Annotated in this window: 28 protein-coding genes and 4 tRNA genes; 19 read left to right on the top strand and 13 right to left on the bottom strand. The window is 48.8% G+C overall.

Annotated features, from left to right (window positions below):
• Nucleotides 1-119: 119 nt before the first annotated feature.
• Nucleotides 120-605: an Hcp family type VI secretion system effector gene (locus ACJY2G_RS20475; RefSeq protein WP_120160735.1), complete on the bottom strand. Its 486-nt coding sequence runs from the start codon at nucleotides 603-605 to the stop codon at nucleotides 120-122.
• A 344-nt stretch (nucleotides 606-949) separates the two neighbouring features.
• Between ACJY2G_RS20475 and ACJY2G_RS20470 the strand changes: the two genes are divergently transcribed.
• Both ACJY2G_RS20470 and ACJY2G_RS20465 read left to right on the top strand, forming a co-directional pair.
• Nucleotides 950-1,462 carry a DUF2778 domain-containing protein gene (locus tag ACJY2G_RS20470; protein ID WP_430319034.1) on the top strand — a complete coding sequence of 171 codons (513 nt, stop codon included), beginning with the start codon at nucleotides 950-952 and terminating at the stop codon, nucleotides 1,460-1,462.
• The gene (locus ACJY2G_RS20465; protein WP_430319035.1) at nucleotides 1,443-1,982 is read left to right on the top strand and encodes a hypothetical protein; all 540 of its coding nucleotides are present in this window, start codon (nucleotides 1,443-1,445) and stop codon (nucleotides 1,980-1,982) included. The genes ACJY2G_RS20470 and ACJY2G_RS20465 overlap by 20 nt, the downstream gene beginning before the upstream one ends.
• Before the next feature lie 157 nt (nucleotides 1,983-2,139).
• On the opposite strand, the gene cycA is transcribed toward ACJY2G_RS20465, so the two are convergent.
• Nucleotides 2,140-3,540: a D-serine/D-alanine/glycine transporter gene (cycA, locus tag ACJY2G_RS20460; protein WP_430319036.1), complete on the bottom strand. Its 1,401-nt coding sequence runs from the start codon at nucleotides 3,538-3,540 to the stop codon at nucleotides 2,140-2,142.
• A 371-nt stretch (nucleotides 3,541-3,911) separates the two neighbouring features.
• Here cycA and ACJY2G_RS20455 point away from each other — a divergent pair.
• A tRNA-Lys gene (locus ACJY2G_RS20455) sits at nucleotides 3,912-3,987 on the top strand.
• Between the two features lie 283 nt (nucleotides 3,988-4,270).
• Here ACJY2G_RS20455 and ACJY2G_RS20450 read toward each other — a convergent pair.
• Complete coding sequence (locus tag ACJY2G_RS20450) at nucleotides 4,271-4,519, bottom strand: hypothetical protein (protein WP_120134601.1); 249 nt, start codon at nucleotides 4,517-4,519, stop codon at nucleotides 4,271-4,273.
• Nucleotides 4,520-4,746: 227 nt separating this feature from the next.
• Here ACJY2G_RS20450 and ACJY2G_RS20445 point away from each other — a divergent pair, with 227 nt between their 5' ends.
• Entirely contained in the window at nucleotides 4,747-5,166 is a 420-nt protein-coding gene (locus ACJY2G_RS20445) for a hypothetical protein (protein ID WP_120160559.1), read from the top strand.
• Between the two features lie 56 nt (nucleotides 5,167-5,222).
• Here the strand turns inward: ACJY2G_RS20445 and ACJY2G_RS20440 are convergent, their stop codons facing one another.
• On the bottom strand, nucleotides 5,223-6,989 hold the full coding sequence (locus ACJY2G_RS20440; RefSeq protein WP_430319037.1) for a sensor domain-containing phosphodiesterase: 1,767 nt from the start codon (nucleotides 6,987-6,989) through the stop codon (nucleotides 5,223-5,225).
• A gap of 192 nt (nucleotides 6,990-7,181) precedes the next feature.
• On the opposite strand from ACJY2G_RS20440, the gene leuA reads away from it, so the two are divergent.
• Entirely contained in the window at nucleotides 7,182-8,852 is a 1,671-nt protein-coding gene (leuA, locus tag ACJY2G_RS20435; RefSeq protein WP_430319038.1) for a 2-isopropylmalate synthase, read from the top strand.
• A gap of 22 nt (nucleotides 8,853-8,874) precedes the next feature.
• Here leuA and ACJY2G_RS20430 read toward each other — a convergent pair whose 3' ends face one another.
• The 4 genes from ACJY2G_RS20430 to ACJY2G_RS20415 all read right to left on the bottom strand — a co-directional run bounded on the left by ACJY2G_RS20430 (nucleotide 8,875) and on the right by ACJY2G_RS20415 (nucleotide 10,568).
• Nucleotides 8,875-9,636: an AraC family transcriptional regulator gene (locus ACJY2G_RS20430; protein ID WP_430319039.1), complete on the bottom strand. Its 762-nt coding sequence runs from the start codon at nucleotides 9,634-9,636 to the stop codon at nucleotides 8,875-8,877.
• 3 nt (nucleotides 9,637-9,639) lie between these two features.
• Nucleotides 9,640-9,813, bottom strand: coding sequence for a hypothetical protein (locus tag ACJY2G_RS20425; protein ID WP_430319040.1), 174 nt, complete (start codon nucleotides 9,811-9,813; stop codon nucleotides 9,640-9,642).
• Nucleotides 9,814-9,944: 131 nt separating this feature from the next.
• The gene (locus ACJY2G_RS20420) at nucleotides 9,945-10,169 is read right to left on the bottom strand and encodes a DUF2594 family protein (protein ID WP_015697982.1); all 225 of its coding nucleotides are present in this window, start codon (nucleotides 10,167-10,169) and stop codon (nucleotides 9,945-9,947) included.
• Nucleotides 10,170-10,382: 213 nt separating this feature from the next.
• Entirely contained in the window at nucleotides 10,383-10,568 is a 186-nt protein-coding gene (locus ACJY2G_RS20415) for a hypothetical protein (RefSeq protein WP_430319041.1), read from the bottom strand.
• 378 nt (nucleotides 10,569-10,946) lie between these two features.
• Here ACJY2G_RS20415 and uvrY point away from each other — a divergent pair, with 378 nt between their 5' ends.
• The 6 genes from uvrY to ACJY2G_RS20385 all read left to right on the top strand — a co-directional run bounded on the left by uvrY (nucleotide 10,947) and on the right by ACJY2G_RS20385 (nucleotide 14,488).
• The gene (uvrY, locus tag ACJY2G_RS20410) at nucleotides 10,947-11,603 is read left to right on the top strand and encodes a UvrY/SirA/GacA family response regulator transcription factor (RefSeq protein WP_013576296.1); all 657 of its coding nucleotides are present in this window, start codon (nucleotides 10,947-10,949) and stop codon (nucleotides 11,601-11,603) included.
• A complete protein-coding gene (uvrC, locus tag ACJY2G_RS20405; protein WP_120160568.1) occupies nucleotides 11,596-13,431 on the top strand; it encodes an excinuclease ABC subunit UvrC in 1,836 nt (611 codons plus the stop codon). Before uvrY ends, uvrC begins: the two co-directional genes overlap by 8 nt.
• A 56-nt stretch (nucleotides 13,432-13,487) precedes the next feature.
• Complete coding sequence (gene pgsA / locus ACJY2G_RS20400) at nucleotides 13,488-14,036, top strand: CDP-diacylglycerol--glycerol-3-phosphate 3-phosphatidyltransferase (protein ID WP_101077248.1); 549 nt, start codon at nucleotides 13,488-13,490, stop codon at nucleotides 14,034-14,036.
• A gap of 147 nt (nucleotides 14,037-14,183) precedes the next feature.
• Nucleotides 14,184-14,259, top strand: a tRNA-Gly gene (locus ACJY2G_RS20395).
• Between the two features lie 58 nt (nucleotides 14,260-14,317).
• Nucleotides 14,318-14,391 (top strand) — tRNA-Cys (locus ACJY2G_RS20390).
• An 11-nt stretch (nucleotides 14,392-14,402) separates the two neighbouring features.
• A tRNA-Leu gene (locus tag ACJY2G_RS20385) sits at nucleotides 14,403-14,488 on the top strand.
• A 324-nt stretch (nucleotides 14,489-14,812) separates the two neighbouring features.
• Here ACJY2G_RS20385 and ACJY2G_RS20380 read toward each other — a convergent pair.
• Nucleotides 14,813-15,079 (bottom strand): hypothetical protein, encoded by a 267-nt coding sequence (locus ACJY2G_RS20380; protein WP_112291193.1) that lies wholly within the window; start codon nucleotides 15,077-15,079, stop codon nucleotides 14,813-14,815.
• A gap of 245 nt (nucleotides 15,080-15,324) precedes the next feature.
• Here ACJY2G_RS20380 and ACJY2G_RS20375 point away from each other — a divergent pair, with 245 nt between their 5' ends.
• Complete coding sequence (locus tag ACJY2G_RS20375) at nucleotides 15,325-15,984, top strand: metallophosphoesterase (protein ID WP_430319042.1); 660 nt, start codon at nucleotides 15,325-15,327, stop codon at nucleotides 15,982-15,984.
• 85 nt (nucleotides 15,985-16,069) lie between these two features.
• Nucleotides 16,070-16,834 carry a DNA-binding transcriptional repressor DeoR gene (gene deoR, locus ACJY2G_RS20370; protein WP_120160571.1) on the top strand — a complete coding sequence of 255 codons (765 nt, stop codon included), beginning with the start codon at nucleotides 16,070-16,072 and terminating at the stop codon, nucleotides 16,832-16,834.
• Nucleotides 16,835-16,838: 4 nt separating this feature from the next.
• On the opposite strand, the gene ACJY2G_RS20365 is transcribed toward deoR, so the two are convergent.
• Complete coding sequence (locus tag ACJY2G_RS20365) at nucleotides 16,839-17,315, bottom strand: GyrI-like domain-containing protein (RefSeq protein ID WP_112291188.1); 477 nt, start codon at nucleotides 17,313-17,315, stop codon at nucleotides 16,839-16,841.
• Nucleotides 17,316-17,491: 176 nt separating this feature from the next.
• On the opposite strand from ACJY2G_RS20365, the gene ACJY2G_RS20360 reads away from it, so the two are divergent.
• From ACJY2G_RS20360 to ACJY2G_RS20350, 3 genes are all read left to right on the top strand, one after another.
• Nucleotides 17,492-18,001: a YlaC family protein gene (locus tag ACJY2G_RS20360; protein ID WP_120160573.1), complete on the top strand. Its 510-nt coding sequence runs from the start codon at nucleotides 17,492-17,494 to the stop codon at nucleotides 17,999-18,001.
• Nucleotides 18,002-18,129: 128 nt separating this feature from the next.
• On the top strand, nucleotides 18,130-18,405 hold the full coding sequence (locus ACJY2G_RS20355) for a hypothetical protein (protein WP_120160575.1): 276 nt from the start codon (nucleotides 18,130-18,132) through the stop codon (nucleotides 18,403-18,405).
• A 48-nt stretch (nucleotides 18,406-18,453) separates the two neighbouring features.
• A complete protein-coding gene (locus ACJY2G_RS20350; RefSeq protein WP_232829968.1) occupies nucleotides 18,454-18,717 on the top strand; it encodes a hypothetical protein in 264 nt (87 codons plus the stop codon).
• Between the two features lie 88 nt (nucleotides 18,718-18,805).
• Here ACJY2G_RS20350 and ACJY2G_RS20345 read toward each other — a convergent pair whose 3' ends face one another.
• Complete coding sequence (locus ACJY2G_RS20345; protein WP_095921306.1) at nucleotides 18,806-19,018, bottom strand: YccJ family protein; 213 nt, start codon at nucleotides 19,016-19,018, stop codon at nucleotides 18,806-18,808.
• Nucleotides 19,019-19,229: 211 nt separating this feature from the next.
• On the opposite strand from ACJY2G_RS20345, the gene ACJY2G_RS20340 reads away from it, so the two are divergent.
• The 3 genes from ACJY2G_RS20340 (at nucleotide 19,230) to ACJY2G_RS20330 (ending at nucleotide 20,644) form a co-directional block, all read left to right on the top strand.
• Entirely contained in the window at nucleotides 19,230-19,361 is a 132-nt protein-coding gene (locus tag ACJY2G_RS20340) for a hypothetical protein (protein WP_013576285.1), read from the top strand.
• A gap of 251 nt (nucleotides 19,362-19,612) precedes the next feature.
• On the top strand, nucleotides 19,613-19,960 hold the full coding sequence (locus tag ACJY2G_RS20335) for a DUF2502 domain-containing protein (protein WP_430319043.1): 348 nt from the start codon (nucleotides 19,613-19,615) through the stop codon (nucleotides 19,958-19,960).
• Between the two features lie 423 nt (nucleotides 19,961-20,383).
• Nucleotides 20,384-20,644 carry a hypothetical protein gene (locus tag ACJY2G_RS20330; RefSeq protein ID WP_120160579.1) on the top strand — a complete coding sequence of 87 codons (261 nt, stop codon included), beginning with the start codon at nucleotides 20,384-20,386 and terminating at the stop codon, nucleotides 20,642-20,644.
• A gap of 134 nt (nucleotides 20,645-20,778) precedes the next feature.
• Here the strand turns inward: ACJY2G_RS20330 and ACJY2G_RS20325 are convergent, their stop codons facing one another.
• Both ACJY2G_RS20325 and ACJY2G_RS20320 read right to left on the bottom strand, forming a co-directional pair.
• Complete coding sequence (locus ACJY2G_RS20325; RefSeq protein ID WP_430319044.1) at nucleotides 20,779-21,225, bottom strand: universal stress protein; 447 nt, start codon at nucleotides 21,223-21,225, stop codon at nucleotides 20,779-20,781.
• A 29-nt stretch (nucleotides 21,226-21,254) separates the two neighbouring features.
• Nucleotides 21,255-22,034: an IclR family transcriptional regulator gene (locus ACJY2G_RS20320; protein ID WP_430319045.1), complete on the bottom strand. Its 780-nt coding sequence runs from the start codon at nucleotides 22,032-22,034 to the stop codon at nucleotides 21,255-21,257.
• Nucleotides 22,035-22,091 lie beyond the last annotated feature (57 nt).

Here is a 22,091-nt window from a genome sequence, read left to right as displayed (position 1 = left end):
TTCAATGAAGCAAACAGCACTACAAGTCTGATTCCTTCGTTACTTAGAAGCACAGAAATGAATTTGTATTCATAAAGGGCTTAATTAAACGGTTGGCATCAGGCTTGAACCCCATTTTTTTATGAACGGTCATTCCATTCATCGGTGTACTTTACATTCCCATCTACGTAATGCCATGTAATCTTGTTATACATCATCGACACTGATTCCATGTGATTAATCTGTGAATTTCCGGCAATTTTAGCGTTTGGCATGCCTGGATTCACGCCGGTAATTTTGACGCCTTCAATTGTCATAATAAAATAAACCTCCTCTTGGCCTGCATCATTGATTCGATACCAGCGTATCTCAGCAGACTTCAAGGTCTGTCCTTTAGCGACAGCCTTATAAAGATATGGACTCGACGAATCGAACTCCTTTTCAAACATCATCGGTGAATGAGACCGGGTGCCTGTAATATTTCCGCTACGGGTATCAACAGGAATATTCAATCCGTGGTTAAATCCGAGGATCTCAATGCTACCCTCTCGGCCATTCACGTCTACAGAACCTTTAATCGCAGCACCACCATCATCATAAATCCACATGTAAGCTGGAATAGGCATTTTCATAAATCCATCTTAATGAATGAGGTGCTACCTTATACCTGTATATTTTTGCCGGCAATTAATTGGGTAGTAAAAGCAGAATTTTAAGAAGTTTATTATTGAGATCCAAACGTGATTAGTGGCTCTCAATAGGCGAGGGATATTTAATGAGTGGTTGCACATCCTTTACAAGAGATGCGCTGTATACGCCGCAGGGTGTATTCAGTGAACAGTTAAATTAATTTAGTAAGTTGCTCAATCGGCAGAATGCGTCTTGCGAAATGTCTATGCACGAAACTCCTACTATTTAACTTTTTAGGGATGTAATATTGCCAGCTAAGTGAAATTATTGGATGAATATAATGGCTTTGCAAGGGAAGTTTGTGATCAATAATGCGGATTATTCTCCTTTGACTTTCCCAGGCGTGGGTACATTCCTGACGTTTTCTGGCGAGGGCGCCTATCGAAATCGTGGGGGCTGCGGAAGAGTTGCTGGCAGCGGCCCTCTTCCCGCAGGAAATTATTACATTGTTGAAAGGCCAAAGGGTAGTATCAAAAATAGAATAAGAGCCTGGGGCGTGGATACTTATAAAAGCACATTCTATTATCACGTTGACCACAGTGAATGGTTTGCTTTATATCGAGACGATATGTTAACAGATGATGGGACTATGATTGAAGGCGTGGGACGTGGCGGTTTCAGGTTGCACCCTGGGCAAATATCTGAAGGATGTATCACACTGGCTCATCAGTGTGATTTCGCAATGCTGAGAGACGCTTTATTGCGGACAACCATGGTAGAAGTCCCCTGTATGAAGCACTTAATGGCATATGGAACAATTGAGGTGATCGCTAATGGCAGCATATGTCCTTAAAGGACTGCGGGTTTTGGGGTTCCTGACTCTATTCTTTATCAGTTCGAAAATTTACTTTTTTATCTATGGTGATACAGCAATATTAAATGAAAATACAGCATTTCTGATTGCTAGGTTTTTCAATAATAATCCTACGCCAGAAGATGTTTATGCCATCTCTGACTATGCAGTTCTGGTTATCAATATTATCGTGGCAATTATTGTGTATTCTGTGGGTATGAATTTAATTCAAATAAAAAGTTTAGTAGGGAAGGGGTTTTCTCAGCACATTGCGAGTATAGCGAAAGGGATAGCACTCAGAATTTTGAAGGTGGTTTCAGTGATTGGCCTTTTCGCGCTGTTCCTTTGTTGCATCGATTATGACCGATTTGTCTCGCCTGACGCGGAATATGGTCCTGCATTGGTATTTGCAATTACAACCTTTCTTACACTGACGAGTTATGGTTTGTTCGTTTATATGTTGCGTAGGTTTATGAGGAAAAAGAGGCCTGAGTCTGATGCCAGTCACTTAAGGAAATGAGGCCCGTGAATTCGGGCCTTCAATGAAGCAAACAGTACTACAAGTCTGATTCCTTCGTTACTTAGAAGCACAGAAATGAATTTGTATTCATAAACGTGCTTAAGTGACGGGCATTAGCCAGGTGACTCTTCTTTCAATCCCATCTTATATCAATCATTCAGACTTTGCGGCTGCGGCAGCGCAACCAGTAACCAATCCCCAGCACCACAAACCACAACGGCGTGACGAGAAGCGCCTGACGGGTGTCATCCTGTAAGGTCAGCAGCACCAGAACGAAGGCAAAGAATGCCATACAGACCCAGCACATCAGTTTACCGAGTGGCATTTTGTAGATGGATGCTTTGTGCAGTTGAGGGCGTTGACGGCGATAGACCAGATAAGAGCAAAGAATGATGGTCCAGACGAACATAAACAGAATCGCCGAAACGGTCGTGACCAGCGTGAAGACCGTCACCACGTTTGGGATCAGGTAAATCAGCACCACACCGCCGAGCAGGCAGATGCAGGAGAAGGTCAGGCCGTTTGACGGCACCGCGCGGGAAGAGAGTTTACCGAACGCTTTCGGCGCATTGCCTTCCTGTGCCAGACCAAACAACATGCGGCTGGTGGAGAACACGCCGCTGTTAGCGGAAGAGGCCGCCGAAGTCAGCACCACAAAGTTGATAATACTCGCCGCCGCGGGGAGACCGGCCAGCACGAACAGTTCAACAAACGGGCTTTTATCCGCAACTACGTGGCTCCACGGTGTGACGGACATAATCATGATCAGCGAGAAAACGTAGAACATGATGATGCGCAGCGGAATGGCATTAATCGCGCGCGGCAGGGACTTCTGCGGATCTTTGGTTTCGGCGGCAGTAGTGCCCACCAGCTCGATTCCGACAAACGCGAACACTGCTATCTGGAAACCGGCAAAGAAGCCGCTGACGCCTTTCGGGAAGAATCCGCCGTCATTCCATAGATTGCTGAAGGAGGCGACGGTGCCTGCTGGTGTCTGGAAGTGGGTCAGCACCATCACCAGTCCGGCGATAATCAGCCCGACGATGGCGACGATTTTGATCATCGCAAACCAGAATTCCATCTCACCGAACATTTTCACCGTGGCAAGATTCAGGCTGAGCAGCACCAGAACGCAGAGCAGGGAGGCGATCCATTGCGAGAGGCCGGGGAACCAGAATTGTGCGTAGGCGGTAATTGCCACGACATCCGCGATGCCGGTCACCACCCAGCAGAACCAGTAGGTCCAGCCGGTGAAATAGCCGGCCCACGGACCCAGCAGGTCGGCGGCAAAATCGCTGAAAGATTTGTATTCGAGGTTGGACAGTAAGAGTTCGCCCATCGCACGCATGACGAAAAACAGCATAAAGCCGATGATCATGTAGACGAAGATGATGGACGGACCGGCGAGGCTGATGGTTTTGCCTGAGCCCATAAACAGGCCGGTACCGATAGCGCCACCGATGGCGATAAGCTGGATATGGCGGTTGGAGAGATTTCGCCGCAGACCTTCAGCGCTCTCTTCCTCCGGCCCGGCGAGGATTTTTGACTCTTCTTGCATGTTGTATAGATTCCTGTTTTTTGTTTTCTGCGTATGAACTCCGCCATATCGCATTCATTTACGGCAATTATTCGAGCTCTGAGGCTCTTATATCATCTCAGCTGGAACGACAGCCGGAGTGAGTGATTGTAATAATAATGTTAATTTCGAATATGTTATAACCGACATGAAAAATGCCAGCCAGGGTAAATGTATCGTAATTTTTACATAGTGGATAACTGAGTGTTAATTAATCAGGTGTGAGCTGAAGGGGAAGAATAATACCTTTTTTTGGTGTGATGAGCTTCACAAATATTTACCGGAAAGACGGTAAAAAAAGTAAGGGTAAGCGTTTGACATCATCAGGATAGAGGAGAATAATTCGTCCCGTTGGGTCGTTAGCTCAGTCGGTAGAGCAGTTGACTCTTAATCAATTGGTCGGCGGTTCGAACCCGCCACGACCCACCAACAATTCGCAAGCCCTTGCATTATCTCCTGCAGTTTTAATTCTTCTTTCAGTATTACGTAATACGTTCTCCGCCAGAAAATATAAGCCAGCGATAAAAGAACGCCTTTTGTTCTCAGAAGGTTTTTGTTCTTAAAAAAATCGATGAAGTTTTGTTTTTAAATTAACCAGCAAGTTGGAATTATTTACACAAGCCTTAACGGCTGTAATGACTGAATGATTATGGAGGAGTCAGGCCCCTGAATGAGGCCAGAATATGTTAGGGCGAGGTGATGCAGGAGTATATCAATACATAATAGTCGTATTGGGAGTCTTACCATTCTTTAGCTGTTTTTGCACCCGCATGCACAAGCTGAAAATCAGCAGATGAACATGGGTGATAAAAGTACGTTCTTCAGAAAACTGACTGCTGCGTAAAACGACCGTTTCGGAACGGTTCTGTTTGGCAACCAGCAGCTCAATCCCTTTTTCACGAAATTCGTCTTCGTATGCCTTAACTATCCCTGCGGGAGCGATGAGTGTGTAACTGTACATAATCATTCCTGACACTGAGTTGAACATCTGATCGGATAAATCTGATTAAGAATATCAAATACGACCTGATAACTATTAGCAATTCGGGTGATGGTTTTTTATACGGATGTCACAAATCAGCACGACTTTTAAGAAGTCCGGACACTTCACCGGTTGCCGGTACAGGTTTTTTGTTGCCCGTTGCGCGCACGCTGCTATCATTCGTTCATAAACTCAGGGAGATAACGATGAAAAAAACACTGGTGGCCTTAGCTGCTTTATTTTTAGCCGGGTGTGCGAGTAATCCTTATGAACCGACGCTTCAGGTTAAATCAACCTACGCCAATGCCAGCGCGGTTGCGCCAGAAGGGCAAACGCATATCCGTTTGCATCGGTTAGAACAATCTTCAATGGTGCCGTTTGAGAAGACCTGCCCGCTGCTGGTGATTCTGGACGGAAAGACAATCGCCACTCTGCATTTCAATCAATATGTGGATTTGAATGTGCCAAACGGTATGCGCAAGATTGAAGTGCGGATTGCCTGTGCGCTGACGAAAACCACTGGCTCGATCACGGTCGATGCGAACGGGAAAAACATCAGTCTGGAAACCGACCGTAGTTTCTTCGGAACCTACAATATCCGGCCTGAGGGCAGCACTAATAAGTAATAAAATGAAAAACCCGCGAAAGCGGGTTTTTTATTGTCAGCCATTCGTCTGCATTTTCAGATGTACGGCCTGGACCACTCAAGAATCTGATCGTGCTTCAGCGGACGTGAGAAATAGAAACCCTGCACCGAATCGCACTGAAGCTCTTCCAGACACAACAGGGTATCGTTGTCTTCAACCCCTTCCGCCACCACCTGATAACTGAGCGCATGCGCCATTTCTATCATCGATTTCACAATGACTTTGCTTTTGTTGTCATTGCTGATGCCCTGAATCAGTGACTGGTCCAGTTTCAGCGTATCAGCCGGGATCTTTTGCAGGTAATTCAGATTACTGTAACCGGTGCCGAAATCGTCCAGCGCGATGCTGATCCCCATATTGCGTAGTGCATCCAGCGAGGCCACGGCGTGCGGATTATTCGCCAGCGTCTGAGTTTCCAGACATTCGATTTCCAGCATCGAGGGCGATACCTGATGCAGTATTAGCGCGTTGTGAATGCGCTGCACCAGATCCTGTTCTACCAGATTATTGGCGGTCAGGTTAATCGACACCTGAATTTGTGCGCCGCGTTTTTGCCATTCGGCAATTTGCATCACGGCCTGGGTGATCACCCAGTTGGTCAGCGGAGTAATCAGCGGTGTTTTTTCAGCCAGAGGAATAAATTCGGACGGCGAAATCACGCCGAGAGTCGGATGCTGCCAGCGGATCAGCGCTTCAACGCCCTGGAATTTTTTATCGGCCAGGCGAATTTTCGGCTGATACAGCAGATGGAAATCTTTGCAGGAGGCAACGGTCGCCATCAGATCATTCAGCAGGTTAAAGGCGCGCCGCTGGATAACATCCGATTCCTGATGATAGGGCATCACCAGCTGGTTTTTGCTGATGGCTTCATGCAATGAGGACATCCCCTGCCGCATGATGTTTTCAGCGCAGTCAGAGGTTGGCGAAAACACCGTATAACCGGCATGCAGGCGGACATTTATCGGAATGTCGCTGGTGATACTTTTCTGAATTCTTGTCGCCGCATTTTCCAGCTGAGTGAAGATTTCTTCCTGCTCATCAATGCGCTTGATGAGTGCAAAGCGACCCAGCATCAGGCTGTACACTTTGTCATTTTCGTTGAGTTCACTGCGCAGGAATGAGCCGATATCTTTGAGGATATTTTCGACTTTAGGGATACCAATGGCACGGCCAATGTCATAGGCGTAGAGCGTATCCAGCGTGTCGATCATTATCAGCAGATAAGCGGTATTGTCCGGCGCTTTGATCAGTTGCGCGATGTCTTCCATCAGACGCTGGCGGTTAGGCAATCGCGTAACGATATCAACAAAACTCATGCTGCTGCGGGATTCGATAATGTCGATGACAATCGCCGCCAGATCCGAGAGCATTTCTGTTTCCTGAACTGAAAAATCGCGGGGATTCTTATCTGCCAGGCATAAGCTGCCGACGGCAAAACCTTCACGGGTAATTAGCGGGGCACCTGCGTAAAAGCGCATCCCTTCTTCACCAGTGACCAGCGGGTTCTCGTTAAAACGGGGATCCAGAGTAGCGTCATTCACCACCATCACCGACGAAGAGCGAATGGTGTAATCGCAAAAGGCGATATCCCGTGCGGTATAACACAGCGCGGTATTGGTTTTAGATTTGAACCACTGACGATGCTGGTCAACGAGAGTAATGATGCAAATTGGAATATCAAAAATCTGCTGAGTGAGACGGGTAATCAGATCAAGGACTTCATCCGGGTTGCTGTCCGCAATCTTGAGTTTTTGCAGCGCCGCAAGCCGTTTATTTTCGTTTGGATTCAGAACCCTTTTCATTCTGTACGACCTCTGATCGCCGAGCTGGACGCGTTTAGTTATGCACTATAGCGTGACTTTGATTCATTTATCATTTTCTTTTGTCCGTTTTGCGAGGGTGGCTGTCAGTTAGTCAGGCGCAGGAAGTTATCGTTTGCGTAGTATGAACCTACCGGCGCATCGCAGCTGCCTCTAAACCTCAAGGAGAATCGTATGTTAAACGACCCGTCGCAGAAATATCGCCCCTTCCCGCAGGTCAATTTGCCTGACCGGCAGTGGCCGGGAAATGTGCTCAGTGCGGCACCACAATGGTGCTCAAGTGATTTACGCGACGGTAATCAGGCGCTGGCGGAACCCATGGATAATGCGCGTAAACGTCAGTTTTTCGATTTGCTGATTAAGTGTGGTTTTAAGCAGATTGAAGTCGCATTCCCGTCGGCATCGCAAACCGATTTTGATTTTGTTCGTGGGCTGATTGAAGACAAGCTGATCCCTGATGACGTGGTGATCCAGGTTCTGACGCCATCACGTCCTGATCTGATTGCGCGCACCTTTGAAGCTCTGAAAGACGTGCCACGCGCTATCGTGCATTTATACAACGCTACCGCGCCGGTTTTCCGCGAAGTTGTTTTCAATCAGGACCAGGCTGCAACCTGCGAACTGGCCGTGCGCGGCGCGCAGCAGATCCGCCAGCTTTGCGAACAATATTCGCAAACCGACTGGACGTTCGAATATTCACCGGAAACTTTCTGTTTTACAGAACTGGAGTTTGCGCTGGAAGTGTGTGAAGCCGTGGCGGATGTCTGGGAGCCGGGCGCGCAAAGACCGATGATCATTAATTTACCGGCCACTGTGGAAGTCAGTACACCGAATATTTATGCCGATCAGATTGAATGGTTCTGCCGTCATTTCAGCCGCCGCCCGCAGGTTTCCATCAGCGTGCATCCTCACAATGACCGCGGCACCGGTGTGGCGTGTGCCGAACTGGCCATGCTGGCGGGTGCAGATCGCGTGGAAGGGTGTTTGTTCGGAAACGGTGAACGTACCGGTAACGTGGATCTCGTCACGCTGGCGTTGAATCTCTATACGCAGGGTGTTGCACCTGAACTGGATTTCAGTAATTTGCAGGCCATTGTGGAAGCGGTGGAAGAGTGCAATCAGTTGCCGGTGCATCCGCGCCATCCGTATGCGGGGGAACTGGTCTTTACAGCGTTTTCCGGTTCGCATCAGGACGCTATCAAGAAAGGATTTGCGGCACAGAAAGCCTCAGATAGCCCGTACTGGCGCGTGCCGTACCTGCCGCTGGATCCTGCGGATGTCGGTTGCAGCTACGAAGCGGTCATTCGCGTCAACAGTCAGTCAGGGAAAAGCGGGGCGGCGTGGCTGCTTGAGCAAAACCACGGTCTGAAATTGCCACGTGGCTTGCAGATTGACTTCAGCAAAGCCGTGCAGCGCGAGACTGATACGCATGGCAAAGAAATGAGCACCAGTGATATCTGGCGTCTGTTCCGCCAGCGTTATGGTTTAACTGAACAACCGGCGATCAAACTGCTGGGTTATGACATCCGCAGTGATGAACAAAACGTCTGTCATTTCAGCGCGCGGATCCGTTATCGCAATGAAGAACAGCATATTTCTGGCAGCGGCAATGGTCTGCTTTCCGGCGCAGCTGATGCATTGCGTCGCAGTTTCGACGTGCAACTGGAGATCGGCGATTATCATGAGCATACGCTGGGGCATCAGAGTCACAGCCGTGCGGTAGCCTATCTGAGCTGTCAGGGGCGTCCGGGGGAAACCTGTTACGGCGTGGGGATCGACAGCGATGTTTCCAGCGCGTCTTTGCAGGCGTTGTTTAATGCAGCCAGCGCGATTATGGCAGATTAATATGGCTTATTAACTTGTCTGATTAGTTTGTTTGATTAAAGTATTCGCTGGGTGAAACGCCCAGTAAACGGCGGAACATCGCACTAAAGGCACTCGGGCTGTCATAGCCGAGTGCCAGCGCCACATCAATCACTGACCCGCCAGCCGCCAGCTGATTCAGTGCTTCGAGTAATTTCGCCTGACGTACCCAGTCACTAAAACGTAATCCTGTTTCACGCTGAAAACGGCGCGAGAGGGTGCGGCTACTGATCCCCAGACGTTGTGCGACGTCTTCCAGCTCCCAGGATGAACACAAGTCTGCCCGGATCTGCTGAGTCAGTATCAGAAGCTCCGGCTCTTTCGGTTCCGGAAGATGAAGCGGTAAGCTCGGCAACAGACGTAATTCGTCAAGCAAAAGCTCCATAATGCGTTCGTCGCGACCGCCGGGGAGGTAATCGACCGGAACGGTCAGCGAGGTGAGGATCAGTTCGCGCAACAAGGGCGAGATTTGCACCACCTGACATTGTGCGGGCAAATCTGCACGGGCCAGAGGCTCAACAAACAGGGTGCGGGCTTTGACGCCACCGATAAAACGCAGGCTGTGCTCGACGTAAGCGGGCAACCAGACGCCGCGTCCGGGTGGCACTATCCAGGTTCCGAGCGTGGTATGCACTTCCACCACGCCGGATAAAGTATGAATCAGTTGTGAACAGCTGTGGCTGTGCGCGGGCTCACTGTCGCCATGCTGGTAATCGATAGCCAGGGGCGCTATCGCCTGGTGAGGAGCAAGGAAATTGTGCTGCATGGATCAATGATGTTTTTGGTTCTTGGCATCTTCAACGGCTTGTTTCGCTTCTTCTGCCGCTTTCTGAATTTCTTCTTCAGTCAGTTGTTCCGAAACTTCCAGCAGTTCTCCCAAGCCGTCACTGACATGGACATCATCGGCTTTGCTTTTGTTTTCTTTGTTCTTTTCGTCGCTCATGCTGTGATCCTCGTTAAATGAATTCAGGGTCTGATTATAGCAGAAAGTTGCAGCAGAAAATGGGGGGCAGAAAGTGCAGGGGATTACCGGGGGAAAGGCAGAGCCTGTCGGACGACAGACTCCTGAATACATTACTGGCGGTATGCGAACTTAATTTGTTGCAGGGAGTTTTTGAAGACTTCAGCCTGTTGCTCGTCTTCCATCTGCGCAACAAAACGCTCCATGTTCAGCATGACTTTACCCGCATCAGCCTGACCGATGGCTTTGAGGATCAGGGTCAGTGTGGCTTTCAGGCAGGCAACTTCGGTCGCCAGTGTTTCAACGTTCGCTTCAGTCGTAAAATCGCAATTACTCATTATTTATATCTCCTCAGGCTGGCTGCCAGGCAGCACGCCGAATTCTAAAGGGCAGAAAAGTGGGGCTAAAAATGAACTCACCCGTTCGCGCCGGGTGGAAAGTGGCGGCATTTTAGCATAGTTGGCAGGTTTTAGTGCATCGCCGGTGTCGGCGCTGGCAATGCGTTAATTGGATATAAACATATAGCGCTTTTGTACACAGAGTAAAGAATACTAAACATTATTGCCGGTTGAGAGCATTTCATCTCCACGTGCAGATTTATTCATATAATCCATCAGCAATTCGTGCGATCGCAAATAATCATCGGCCATATCAGATATATATGAATGAGGTTTGCTGGCGGTTAAATAGCCAGCCTTGCTAACAATGGATTTTAAGCCCCAGAAGACAGCTGGCATTATTTTTTTGCTGAAAAAAAGACAGGAGAAAGTCTGCCAGTTGAGCCTTGATTAAAAAGACTTTTTTATAAATTATTAATACAGGTGATGGCATTTCTCATTTACATTCAGCAAAGTAGTTTTTTGCAGACACTCCTTGGTCAGGAAGGCATGTTAGAGTAAAATACGCGGGCTATAATAAATAACTGTGTCTTCCTGATTTAAAAACACTGCCTTGACATGCAGTGGGACGAGTTAGTTGATGCTGGCCTCTAATTGCCACCTTCTCTTCATTTATACGCTGTCTGAGAACAATATTAATGTTCGCCGCGTTGGAATACGTAAGACTGGCCTGAAGACCCTGACGGTGTGTTGCCCTTATTTTTTGGAGAATTCTCTTTGATTAGCGTTCTTCTTGTTGATGACCACGAACTGGTGCGCGCAGGGATCCGACGCATTCTTGAAGATATCAAAGGCATCAAAGTTGTTGGTGAGGCGCAATGCGGTGAAGATGCCGTCAAATGGTGTCGTACCAATGATGTTGATATTGTCCTGATGGATATGAACATGCCAGGTATTGGTGGGCTGGAAGCGACGAAAAAAATCGTTCGTTTCTCCCCGGATATCAAGATCATCATGTTAACGATTTATACTGAAAACCCGTTGCCGGCCAAAGTGATGCAGGCGGGGGCGTCAGGTTATCTGAGCAAAGGTGCTGCACCACAGGAAGTGGTCAATGCGATTCGTCTGGTCGATTCTGGTCAGCGTTATATTGCGTCTGATATTGCACAGCAAATGGCACTGAGCCAGATAGAACCGCAGTCTGAAACACCGTTTGATTCCTTATCTGAGCGTGAATTACAAATCATGCTGATGATTACCAAGGGACAAAAAGTGAATGAAATTTCAGAACAACTGAACTTGAGTCCGAAGACCGTTAACAGTTATCGTTATAGGATGTTTAGTAAATTAAATATCAGCGGCGATGTTGAGTTAACCCATTTGGCTATTCGACACGGTTTGTTCAACACGGAGACTTTATCAGGCAGTGAGTGATGAGCGTTTCGACCCCAAGGCCTTTCTGAAAACGGTCACCAGCCAGCCCGGCGTCTACAGGATGTATGACGCCAGCGGCACCGTAATCTACGTAGGTAAAGCCAAAGACCTTAAAAAACGTCTTTCGAGCTATTTCCGTGTCCAGGTTTCCAGCCGCAAGACAGAAACTCTGGTCAAAAATATTGCGCAAATCGATGTCACCGTTACGCATACGGAAACGGAAGCGCTGCTCCTCGAGCATAACTACATCAAGCTGTATCAGCCACGTTACAACGTCTTGTTACGTGATGATAAGTCTTACCCGCTGATTTTCCTCAGCGCGGATAATCATCCAAGAATTACGGTTCACCGCGGTGCAAAACACGCCAAAGGCGAGTATTTCGGGCCTTTCCCGAACTCTTATGCCGTGCGTGAAACCCTGGCGTTGCTGCAAAAACTTTTCCCGATCCGCCAGTGCGAAAACAGTGTTTACAGCAACCGCTCGCGTCCTTGTCTGCAATATCAGATTGGCCGTTGCCTGGGGCCGTGCGTCAAAGGACTGGTGAGTGAAGAAGATTATAAAGACCAGGTGGACTATGTTCGCCTGTTCTTGTCCGGTAAAGATCAGCAGGTGGTCACCCAGCTTGTTAACCGCATGGAAGAAGCCAGCAAATCGCTTCGATTCGAAGATGCCGGTCGGATAAGAGATCAGATCCAGGCCGTGCGCCGCGTAACCGAACGTCAGTTCGTGTCCGGTAACAGTGAAGATCTGGATGTCATCGGCGTGGCCTTCGAATCCGGTATGGCCTGTCTGCACGTATTGTTTATCCGGCAGGGCAAAGTGCTGGGCAGCCGCAGCTATTATCCGAAAGTGCCGGGCGGTACTGATCTTGGTGAAGTGGTACAAACGTTTGTCGGGCAATTTTATCTGCAGGGCAGCCAGCAGCGGACACTTCCCGGTGAAATCTTGCTGGACTTCAGTCTGGCGGAAAAAGATCTGCTGGCCGAATCGCTTAGCGAGCTGGCCGGGCGCAAAGTGCAAATACAGAGTAAACCGCGCGGCGATCGTGCACGTTATCTGAAACTGGCGCGCACCAATGCTTCAACAGCCCTGACGACCAAGCTGGCGCAGCAGTCGACAATCCATCAGCGGCTGGCGGAGCTGGCAAAAACCCTGCACCTTGCTGAAATTAACCGCATGGAATGCTTCGACATCAGCCATACTATGGGCGAGCAGACGGTCGCATCTTGTGTGGTTTTCGATGGCAATGGTCCGGTGCGTTCTGAATACCGGCGCTATAACATCACCGGTATTACGCCCGGCGATGACTACGCTGCGATGGCACAGGTGTTGCAGCGCCGCTATGGTAAAGCGCTGGATGATAATAAAATCCCGGATGTCATCTTTATCGATGGCGGTAAAGGGCAGCTTGGCATGGCGCTGGATGTGTTCAATTCACTGAATGTGGAGTGGGATAAATCCAAACCGTTGCTGATTGGTATCGCCAAGGGTGCGGATCGCAAAGCCGGACTGGAAACGCTGTTCTTTGTGCCAGAAGGCGAGGGGATTGCGTTACCGGCAGATTCTCCGGCTCTGCATGTTATTCAGCATATTCGCGATGATTCACATAATCACGCCATTACAGGTCACCGGCAGAGACGCGCTAAAGTCCGCACCACCAGCGCACTGGAAGAAATCGAAGGCGTCGGGCCGAAACGGCGTCAGGTTTTACTGAAATACATGGGAGGCATTCAGCCATTACTGAATGCCAGCGTAGAGGAAATTGCACAGGTACCGGGTATTTCTATCGCATTGGCAGAAAAGATTCATAATGCGTTGAAACACTAAGGGCGTTGTAGCAACATACTCATAATATCCACACCGGACAAACAGTTACCTTCGCTATGCAATTTAATATACCTACGTGCCTTACCCTGTTTCGCGTTGTACTGATACCGTTCTTCGTGCTGGCCTTTTACCTGCCTTATCCATGGGCACCGCTGGCTTGTGCGTTGATCTTCGTTTTTGCCGCCGCGACTGACTGGTTTGATGGTTATCTGGCACGTCGTCTGAAGCAGACGACCCGCTTCGGTGCGTTTCTTGATCCCGTTGCCGACAAAGTGATGGTGGCGATTGCGCTGGTGCTGGTGGCGGAGTATTTCCACTCCTGGTGGATTACGTTACCTGCTGCGACCATGATTGCCCGTGAAATTATCATTTCAGCATTGCGTGAATGGATGGCTGAAATTGGTAAACGCAGCAGTGTGGCGGTATCGTGGATTGGTAAAGTGAAAACCACAGCGCAAATGCTGTCGCTGGTCGCGTTATTATGGCGTCCGGATGCGATTGTTGTGGGCGTGGGTGTCGTGGCGTTGTACATTGCTGCGGTGCTGACTTTCTGGTCAATGTTCCAATATCTCAACGCTGCGCGCCACGATTTGCTGGAACCCTGATCAAACTGACGTAAAAAACGTCAAACGATCGCCAGAAGCGATAATTTTATTGACTCAATCCGTCAGGTCAGTAGAATGCAACGCATCGGAAGGCAGCCGGTCTTATGCCAGAAGATTAGTTAAAAAAATCAGTACGTTCTGATTAAAGCGGGAATAGCTCAGTTGGTAGAGCACGACCTTGCCAAGGTCGGGGTCGCGAGTTCGAGTCTCGTTTCCCGCTCCAAATTTTATTAAACTGGTTCGTGAATTGGTTTAAGTGCAAGACAAGTAATAAGATTTAAGGCGCGTTAACAAAGCGGTTATGTAGCGGATTGCAAATCCGCCTAGTCCGGTTCGACTCCGGAACGCGCCTCCAATTTTCCCGGAGCCCGGGTGGTGGAATCGGTAGACACAAGGGATTTAAAATCCCTCGGCCTTAGGCTGTACGAGTTCAAGTCTCGTCCCGGGTACCATGGGAAAATGCAAAGAATAATCAAAAGCAATATAGTAGTAATGTCGTTATAGCCACCTTCGGGTGGTTTTTTTATGTCTGCAATTCAGGCACTTCCCGCTGCATCCCTCTGATACAACACATTCTGTTGCCACAAATCTGTTGCCACAAAAAAAGGCGCAATAAAAAAGGCCACCTGCAACAGGGGGCCTTAAGTGTTTCTTCAATAACATCCTTCGCGCAAAGAGCCGCAGTCAGAGTTTTATTTCTGAACAGAATGTTGGTTATGGGTAAAAAGAATGAAGAAAATCAGATAGTAAAACAGCCCCGAGGGGCGTTTTTAGGGTCAGAATTCACCCGGTGATTCAGTATTGCTCAGTGCCCTGATAGATAAAGGCAGGTGGTAGTTAGGCTGGCTGGTGAAAAACGCCTGCAGGGCAACGCGTTTCTTACGGTCAATTGAGATCTCTTCCATGGTTTTACGGAAGATACTGTACCGGCCACAAGATGTGCAGGTCACAGTAACAATTTTTGCGGACATATTGACCGACGTCTTATTCGTGCTTTGGCACAACGGACACTCGTCTTGAGCGCTTACAACTGTGGAACTCATAAAACCTCCGGTTTTACTTAGAGCGGGCAGTAGTCTAGCACAAAAAGGCGCCAGTTACTTAACGATAATTTAATTATCAGTGGATTTCAGCGCCAACTCAGTGTAGAGAGCCCACAAACCGCTGATGCCTTGGGAAAAGTGACCGCCGGTTTTCTTCATACTGTTCATTTCACTTCCGTGCTTCTCACTTCACCTTCCTGCGTTACACTTAAAAGATTCACTTCTCCTATGGATCCTGGCTTCATATGACTTCCGCTTTATACCAGCGTATCGATGGTTCGGTTTACAGACATATTTATATCGTCGGGGATTTACACGGCTGCCTGAGCCTGCTTGAAGAGCAGCTGGCGAGAGTAGCTTTCGACCCGCATCGGGATTTATTGCTGTCAGTCGGAGATCTCGCCGACCGCGGGCCTGACAGTGTGGGATGCCTGAGACTGTTGAATGAGTCCTGGTTTTCCTGTGTCCGGGGCAATCATGAACAAATGGCTATTGATGCAGTGAATGAAGAAAATATCCCCCGCTGGCTGCGCAACGGTGGCGACTGGTTTTATGCACTGGAAGGCGACAAACAGGAGGAAGCAAAATCACTTATTCTTCAGGCTGATAAGTTGCCACACGTTCTTGAACTGACCACCCGTGAAGGCAAGCTTATTGTGGTCGCTCACGCGGATTATATTTCCGATGATTATGTTTTCGGCAAGCCTCTGGATGGGTATGAGATTATCTGGAACCGGGATCGCGTTAACTTCGCTCTGGCAGGGCGTTACAAACCCATTTCTGGTGCTGAAGAGTTCTTTTTCGGCCATACGCCGGTGGAATCCGCGATGCAGTTTGCTAATCAGTTTTACATTGATACCGGTGCGGTTTTTGACGGCTATCTGACGCTGCGTCAGTTGCAATAAATTGAGGCGTTGCAGGGGTTTGCGGTGAGTGCCGGGCAACGGTATAGTGAGCGGCTGCGAAACGGTAAGGGCGTGAGATAACATCATGGAAAGTAAGCGTGAAGACAGGATCCAGCGTCTGTTACTGGCTTTAAAAAAAACCGACAAAATTCATCTGAAAGAAGCGTCGTTGCTGCTCGATGTTTCCGAAATGACGATCCGCCGTGACCTGAATTCCGCCCCCGCTCCGGTCATTTTGCTGGGCGGTTACATCGTTATGGATCCCAAAAATAGCCCGGCCACGCATTATTTTGTCAGTGAACAGAAAATGCGGCAGATAGAAGAAAAGCGACGACTTGCTTCGCGTGCTGCCAGCCTCATCCAGAATAACGATACTGTATTTTTCGATTGCGGCACGACTATGCCTTATGTGATTGAAAAAATTGCCGAAGACTGTGTATTTACCGCTATTTGCTATTCCCTGAATACGTTTCTGGCGTTGCAGGAAAAACCGCACTGCGAGGTTATTTTGTGCGGCGGAGCGTTCAAATCCAGCAACAGTATCTTCACGCCGATAGGACGCAGCAGTGAACTGGATTTTATCCGGCCCTCGAAAGCGTTCATTTCCGCAGCCGGTGTGAGCATTGAGCATGGCGTGACGTGCTTCAACTTTGATGAGCTGCTGATGAAACATCAGGCTATTGAACGTTCTGCGCAAAGCATTCTGGTGGCTGACAGCAGCAAGTTCGATCAGGTGCGACCGGCTGCAATCGCACCTCTTGCCCGTTTTAATGTGGTGGTCAGCGACGCTGAGCCACCACAGGCTTATATCGATTTTTGCGACCAGTCTGACATCCCGTTGCTGGTTTAAGCATCTAACGTATCGGCGGGATTTTCTCCACCGACTGATACAGCACCACTTCCCAGATGCCATTTTTTGAGCCATCACTGAGATAGTGCTCAAAACAGGCTTTACCATCCGGACGGTAATGACTGCTGGCGAGCAGCTGGCTGTAAAACTCACGCCAGGCTTTCTCGAAATTCTCATCTGTTATCGTGGTGTGGTATGCCGCATAAGTGCCACCGGGCAGCGTTTGCAACGTCAACCCTTCGGCATCATCAAGAATAAAGTTATCCGCAACGCACACCGAAGGATCAGCACGCAAAGCTTCCGCAGGCGTTGTATCCGGGTTATCGTGAAACCACGTCAGCCATTCTTTTTGCGGCTGATGGTGCCGTGCAACCCATTTTGTCAGGTGCTGAAAGCCGTGATGGATTGACTCCTTATAAGGGCCAACAACCCGGTAGCTCACCAGCTTTTTCGCCGGTCTTTCTACGATTAGTAATGCCACGATGATCTCCTTTTATCTGACATGCAGAGAGTGGGTTCCTTTTGGGATGACGCAAATGCCAAACTATAACAGTTTGCCGTTTAACTCCCGGCAACTGCTCTACGCGCTATAACAGTTGTCATGATAAAATTCACCTATCAGATTGCATTATAGTCGTGACGCAATGAGGAAATGAGATGGACGTAATCAAAAGTGTATTAAACAGTGAAATTGATCGTATCAACCATCAGGAAGGGCGCGACGGGAAACCACGCATTAACGCAGAATTTTTTGTGAATCACCCCTGGTTATGTCTGGCCATGCTGGTGGGGTATATCGCGGTGGGCATCGTGATGTACGTTTCGCCTTACATGGGCATCGGTTGGTTCATCGGGTTCACCGCGTTTCTTGTCTTCATGTCGGCAATGTTACTGCTGGAAATCAAACCGGTTTATCGCTATGAAGATATCGGCGTGCTGGACTTACGCGTCTGCTACAACGGTGAATGGTATTTCAGCCGAGAATTATCTTCGGATGCCGTGCAACAAATCCTCAGTTCCGACAGCGTAAGCGCACGGATCAAAAATCGCATTCAGTCGATCGTCAGCCATAAAGGTTTTGTCGATTTTTACGATGTGTACGATCTGGCTCGTCTCGAACAACAACAGCTGCCGGATCCCACCGGAACAGCACAGTTAGCTCATTAATTCCGCGTGTAAACATGGCCACAGGCCATGACGTTACCCTGCATGCTCTGATAAAATAGCGGCTGGGCATCATTTTCGTGAATGAATCCGACAAGCGAAAAAGATGTTGAGCCGTGACAGGAGCGACTGTGGAACGTATCAAACTGACTATTCATCATCTGCACAAAATCATTTCGGGCGAGAAACAAGATGCTCAGGCGACCGCACGCATTTATGCCGGGGACGAATTGCTGCTGACTGAAACGATGACCGGGCAGGCGACGCATTTTGATCGCTTCATTAAAGCTGAATGCGATAATGGCAAACCTTTACGCGTTGAATGGGACAGCGACGGCAGCGCTGAAATGTCAGTTTCCCGCGCCGAAGTATGCCCCTGCTGTGGCGGTGATGCCTTACACGGTTGATTTTACCTGGCACTGTCCGCATGTAGAGTTAAAGCCGAACAGAGGTGCATGATGAAATTTATCAACAATGAATTTGAATACCGTAAATGGATTATGGATGAAATATTCCAGGCGAGTGCGGTAGGCGAGACCTCTGAGTTTGCCGATCAGGAAGTGGATGACTTTATCTTTGATGCGCGCCCGGTGGCTTATCCGTGTGTAGCTGTCATGATCCAGACGCCGGGAGAGCCGGGCGTCTGTGAGCCGCGCTTCTTTTACAAAGAGCAAATCTTTGAGTGGGCGCATAAAATGGGATTTGGTTTCGACAGCTGAAGGCTGTGGGATACTCATGCGAAAACCCTGAGCGGGACTCAGGGCTTCCTGTTACCGGTATACTCTTACCAGTATAGGCCTGACGTAATCAGACGTTTTTCCGGTCGATTTTCTCTTCGCCCCAGAACAGATAGTCGTCCTTGGTTTTAGCGAAGGCGATAGGCAGAACCTCATCGTTTCCTTCTTCCCAAATTTTCTGCGCCAGCTTCTCGTCGTTTTTAGCCAGTTCGAAAATAGCCTCAGCGATTTCGTGAGACGTTTCACGGGTATTTGCCCAGGCTTTGATGTTTGACGTCGTCATCCGGTTCTCCTCGTATTTTTCAGCAAAAAGTGTCTCCGTGACACCGTTGTATTCACTATAACTATGGTTTCCGAAAGGTGTTTATGCAAATCCTGCGGGTTTTTGTGGCGTGTCTGTAGCCTTTAGTACGCCTTCAGGGCACAAAAAAACCGGCATCAACCGAGGCGGGTCGTTATACTTAGGCCGATTTCGAACAATTAAGGTGATGAGAATGAGCGACGATATTTTTGATTTTGACATTGATGCTGCACTGGAAACCGCTGAAGTCAAAGCGGCTGAAAAAGCAGCGGAAGTGCCTGAAGCCGTTCAGGACGAAAGTGACTGCGAAGGTTGCAAAATCTGATTTTGTACAACTATGCAGCAAACAGAAAACCGCTTCGGCGGTTTTTTTGTATCTGTCATTTCTTTCTCTTTGCCGATTTTTTGCTGAATATCCTTTGCTGACATAGCGTTGCAACCGGTTATCCGCAGTGGCGTTTTGACGCAAATGTAAGGGTAGCGTTAAGGCATTTTTTTTGGGATAAATTCCTATAGAACAGGAAGATAGCTGGCGGTACTTTGTCACCACCTGATAAGCAGGTCGTGAGGTTCTCAATGAAAAAATTGATTTTAGTTCTCGCCGTTTTGCTAACTTTGCCAGCTATCGCACAGGCAGACGTCGAGCTCGGAGTTAATATGCCTGGCCTGTCACTGCACATCGGCGATCGTGACAACCGCGGGTACTACTGGGATGGAGGTGACTGGCGTCCGCCAGGCTGGTGGGATCATCATTATCGTGATGAAGGGCGTGGTCACTGGGTGTATTACGAGCCAGCTCCGCCGCCGCCGCCGCCGCCGCATTACTGGCATCACGAGCACTGGCATGAAGGCCCGCCACCAGGCTACTGGCGCGATGGTCCTCCGGGGCACTGGCGCGAAGGTCCGCCTCCGGGACGCTGGTAACGGGTATCAGACAGTCAGGTTAACGCAGTAAAACAAATTTAGGGAACAGGGTTGGCAGTGGCGATGCGAAGGCATCCCCAATGTCAGTTCTGTTCCTCTCACTTCTTCTCGCAATTATCCTCTCTTTATTGAAATGTTTCTTCTGAATTAATCACGTCATTAATAATAAAATTTAATCTATTTGTTTAAATTATATTTAATTTAAAAATCCTGCTATTTAATAACTAAATGTTCATGAAATGAATTTTTCAGAGTAATTGCTGCTTGCCAAAGGCCACTGATATGTTAATTTCTTGTTATATGAAATCAGCAATGGATGGCTCGAACGCGACGCGTGCCTGATGTCATAGCTGCACTTGATAACTGCACTTTAGGGAGAATTTTTTTCAGGTACGCAATAGGTCTTTTACCGAGATTATCCCTATGCAATTTATTAAAAATGATTATGAGTACCGGGTCTGGATGCTGAATGCCTATTTTTATCAAGATGATATGGAGGGGGATAAACTGCTGACCGATGAGGAAATGGATGATTTTCTCTTTGAATACCGGCCACAGGAATATCCATGTTTAGGCTCAGTAACGCCGTCGAAAGAAAGCTCGCTGGAACTGGATATCACTTTCTTTTACCGGGATCATATCAGTGAATGGGCAAAATCGATGGGGCTGATAAATACCAAGTAATACTTTTGCTAAGCACTTATTTTCTTTGTGAATAATGAAAAGCGCCGTCTGGCGCTTTTTGCTTTTATAACGATGAGTTAATCATTACAAGTTTCTAACTACAGGTTTCTAACTATAGGTTTATAACTACAGGCTTAATTGCCCCGGACTTCAACCAGCACCGGGCAGGGCGAACCTTCGATCACGTCGGCGCTGACCGAGCCTTTCATCATGCGACCAAAAGCGGAAAGCTGGCGGTGGCCGATAACAATCACGAAAGCATTGATCCTTGCGGCCTCTGCCACCAGCGCTTCACCCGCAGGCCCGACAATCAGATTACCTTTGGCATGGATACCCGCCTGCTTTAGCGTTGCCATGGCCTGACCAACGACAGCCCGGGCGGTGTTTTGCTCTGCTTCTGCCGGCGGATAATCAACAATCTCACCTGGTTCATCTCCGTTGTCTTCCAGAGCATAAGACTCATCAATACAACAGGTAACATAAACGGTAGAAGGCTGGCCTTTAGCCAGCTGACAGGCAAGATTTGTGACAAAAGGCGACTGCTTTGATCCGTCCACAGCTAACAAAATGACATCAAACACTGGAACTCCTTTATACATTTTTAGCGCTGTTATTTGTTCTCTCCCAGCTTGCCGATTTCACCAATCAGGGCGGTTTTGCATTCCAGCAAGGCTTCGCGGATTTGTGACTCTTTGGCTGCGCGTCGGGCCGTCGGGAAAAGTACGGAGACGGAATACCGCCCCAGAATGGTATCTATTGCCACGGCAAGGGTGGTGACGCCGCTGACCGTTTCGCCTTCTTCCATCGCGATTCCGCTTTCACGCACAGCGGCAACTCTTTCCAGCAGGGAATCAAATGTGCGTACAGTATTTTCGGTTGCCGGTTCCAGAACCTCGCCCACCAGAATGCGGATTTCTTCATCCGTTTTCAGCGACAGCAGGGCGCGGCCGCCGGACGTGCTGTATATCGGCAGATTCAAACCGACCCGGGGAACGACGCGTAATTCCCGCTCAGCCACGATGCTGTGAATATTGGCAATCTGGCGCCCACTCGCACGCCCAAGTGAAACAGTTTCCTGCGTGATATCGCAAAGCTGACGCAGGAAAGGGGAGGCGATGGCAATCACATCAGTATGCACGGTGGAAACCAGTTTCAGCAGCGTCGGGCCTAAACGCACGCCGCCGCTGCCTTCTGAGCGCACTAAACCTTCTTCGGCCAGCGCTGCGACGATGCGTTGCACGGTCGAACGGGGCAGGTCTACCTCATTGGCAATTGCGCCAAGACTCATGCCCTGCGGGTGTTTTCCCAGTGCATTGAGAATGGTCGCTGCGCGCGAGATAACTTGGATCCCACTGCTGCGTTCTTCGTCTGCCGGAATGTCCTGAGCCATCATTTCTCCTTTTCACCCACCGGTGATCCCAATCTGGATCCTGAGTGGTCAATGTAA

The organism is Rahnella sp. ATs2 (genome assembly GCF_051851855.1).
Lineage (GTDB): Bacteria > Pseudomonadota > Gammaproteobacteria > Enterobacterales > Enterobacteriaceae > Rahnella > Rahnella variigena.
This window is presented reverse-complemented; position numbering and strand designations above follow the sequence as displayed.